This is a genomic window from Streptomyces odonnellii, from assembly GCF_000981895.1.
Classification (GTDB): Bacteria; Actinomycetota; Actinomycetes; order Streptomycetales; family Streptomycetaceae; genus Streptomyces; species Streptomyces odonnellii.
The window spans coordinates 1-2,343 of the sequence record NZ_LATD01000566.1 but is presented as its reverse complement, the minus strand read 5'-3'; the positions used below and the strand labels follow the sequence as shown (position 1 = coordinate 2,343).

General features: G+C 70.6%; 2 protein-coding genes and 1 pseudogene. 1 reads left to right on the top strand and 2 read right to left on the bottom strand.

Translation table 11 applies throughout. From position 1 onward, the window contains the following. Both WH07_RS35100 and WH07_RS35095 read right to left on the bottom strand, forming a co-directional pair. On the bottom strand, nt 1-883 hold an 883-nt coding region (locus WH07_RS35100), incomplete at its 3' end, for a TerD family protein (protein WP_046509163.1). Between the two features lie 136 nt (nt 884-1,019). Then, nucleotides 1,020-1,673: a M48 metallopeptidase family protein gene (locus tag WH07_RS35095; RefSeq protein ID WP_079023815.1), complete on the bottom strand. Its 654-nt coding sequence runs from the start codon at nt 1,671-1,673 to the stop codon at nt 1,020-1,022. Nucleotides 1,674-1,920: 247 nt separating this feature from the next. Between WH07_RS35095 and WH07_RS35090 the strand changes: the two are divergent. Continuing rightward, nucleotides 1,921-2,343 (top strand): annotated as a pseudogene (locus tag WH07_RS35090) (ThiF family adenylyltransferase); the annotation flags it as partial.

The window sequence follows — 2,343 nt, the reverse complement described above, 5'->3', positions numbered from 1 at the left end:
GGCCTGGGATCTGGCCTGGGACCTGGCCGAACTGCGGCTGCTGGGGCGGCTGCCCGTACGGAGCGGGCGCCGGCGGCGGTACGGTCCCGCCGGGCGGGGTCATGGGCGCGGCGATGGTCGGCGCGCCGTGCATCGGAGGGGGTGCGGTGGGCGGGGGCCGGAGGTTGCGTGCGGGCGGAGCTTGGGGCGCCTGCGGGATCTGAGGCGCCTGGGGTGCGTGAGGTGCCTGGGGCGCGTGAGGGGCTGTCGGGGCGCCGAACGCGGGCGCGGGCGCCGGGGCTGGCGCGCTCTGCGTGGGCGGGGCGAATCCGGGCACCGGCCCGCCGGCCGACGGCTGCGGTGCGGCGGGCTCCTCCTCGGCGACCTCACCGCCGAAGTTCTTCAGAAGCGCGTCGAGACCGCCGTCGAAGCCCTGGCCGACCGCGGCGAACCGCCAGACGTCCTTCAGATAGAAGTCACCGAGCATGACCGCACGCTCGGTGGTGAACTCCGAGCCGGTGAAGGCATATCGGACGACTTCCTCACCGCCCGCGACAATGCGGATGTACCCGGGGCCGACCTGGGACATCTGGCCCGCGCCGTCGATCGTGGCGGTGAACGAGAGCTTCTGAATGGCGGCCGGAATCCGGTCCAGCGTCACGCGGAACGACTCGGTGTCGCCGGCCTGGGCACCCAGCAACTGGATGGATTCCTCGGGGGACTTCGGCTGGTTGAAGAAGATGAAGTAACGGTCGTCCGAGAGCTGTTCGTCGGCGTCGAGGCCGAAACAGCTAATGTCGAAGGTCAGCCCGGGAGCGGCGATCTGCACACCTACGTACAGATCCGTCCCCGCGGTGAGATCACTGATCTTGGCCTTGTGGCCGCGCTGGAATTCCCTGGCCATGCGTAACGACCGTCCCCCATCCCGAATGTGTCTGCGTCGCGCCAGGCTAACGGCTGCGTACGACATTGAGCCAAGCCGGTACAGACTCGGTACACACGCACCATGTCGGTCCGTATCCGCGCACCCTGGCGGCCCGTCATTCCACGTGCGGTGATTCCCCGTGCGGTGATTCCCCCCGTGCGAGGGGCAGATGCGGCAGCCGGTCGGCGGCGACGACACCTTCGAGATAGCCGCGCGCCCGCTCGGTGCGCGGATAGGCATCCAGGAGCCGCCAGAACCGCGGCCCGTGGCCCGGTACGAGCAGATGCGCCAGCTCGTGCACGAGCACATAGTCGACGACGTACTCCGGCATGCCCTGGAGCCGGTGCGACAGACGGATGCTGCCCTCGGCCGGGGTGCAGGAACCCCAGCGGGTGTTCTGGTTGGTGACCCAGCGGACGGACGTGGGCCGGGCACCGCCGTTGAAGTACTGGGCGGAGAGCCGCTCGGCCCGCTCGGTCAGCTCCCCGTCGCCGAGGACGCGCTTGCTCTCCTGTGCGGCGAGTTTGTCGAGCATCACGGTGACCCAGCGCCGCTCCTCGGCCTCCGACATCCGGGCGGGGATGAGGACGATGGTCCGGTCGCCCTCGCGGTACGCCGAGACGGTTCTGCTGCGGCGGGCGCTTCTGCGGACCTCGACAGCGCTCGTCCCCGGGCCGCGCGACAGGCGGCTTGTCACGCTGCGCTCTTCACTTGCGGCGCTGTGCGAGGGGAGCTCCCCCGCGAGGCGAGGGGAAGGATCGGCGGACACGCCCCGACGTTACCCGCTGCGTGTGGGGGAAGTCCCGCCTCCGGGGTGGTTCAATCTTGATCCATTTTCGGCGCCTCAATATTTGAACGATTAATGCGCATGCCTGTGGATAACTTTCTGCACCGCCGCGCGCCGCCTTGCATTCTGGGAACACGGATCAGCCGGATCGAGGAGTCCGGGGAGAGTCCGGGCGGGGCCGGGGAGATTCCGGCGGCGGAAATCGAGAGGAAGCGAGAGGGAGGCCGATATGCATCCGATGGTGAAGCCCGCGCTGCGGCGTGCGTGGCGGGAGCGGCAGACCGTGCAGTTCGGGGTCACACCCGCGCATGCCGTGCTGGTCGGTCCTGTCGATACGGCCACGGGCAGTTTTCTGGAGCTGCTCGACGGGACCCGTGGACTGCCCCTGCTGAGGGAGCGGGCGCGTGCGATGGGGCTGCCCGACGGGCTGGCCGATTCGCTGGTGGGGCGGCTGAGTGCGGCGGGGGTGCTCGACGATCCGGACGAGGGCGGCCCCGCGGCCGAGGGCTTACGGAAGCGGACGGGCGCCTTCGACCGGCTGCGGCCCGATCTGGCGTCCCTGTCCGTTGTCCACCGGGAGCCGGCGGCGGGGATCCGGCGGCTGGCGGCGCGGCGGGCCATGCGGGTCCAGGTGCGGGGCGCGGGGCGGGTG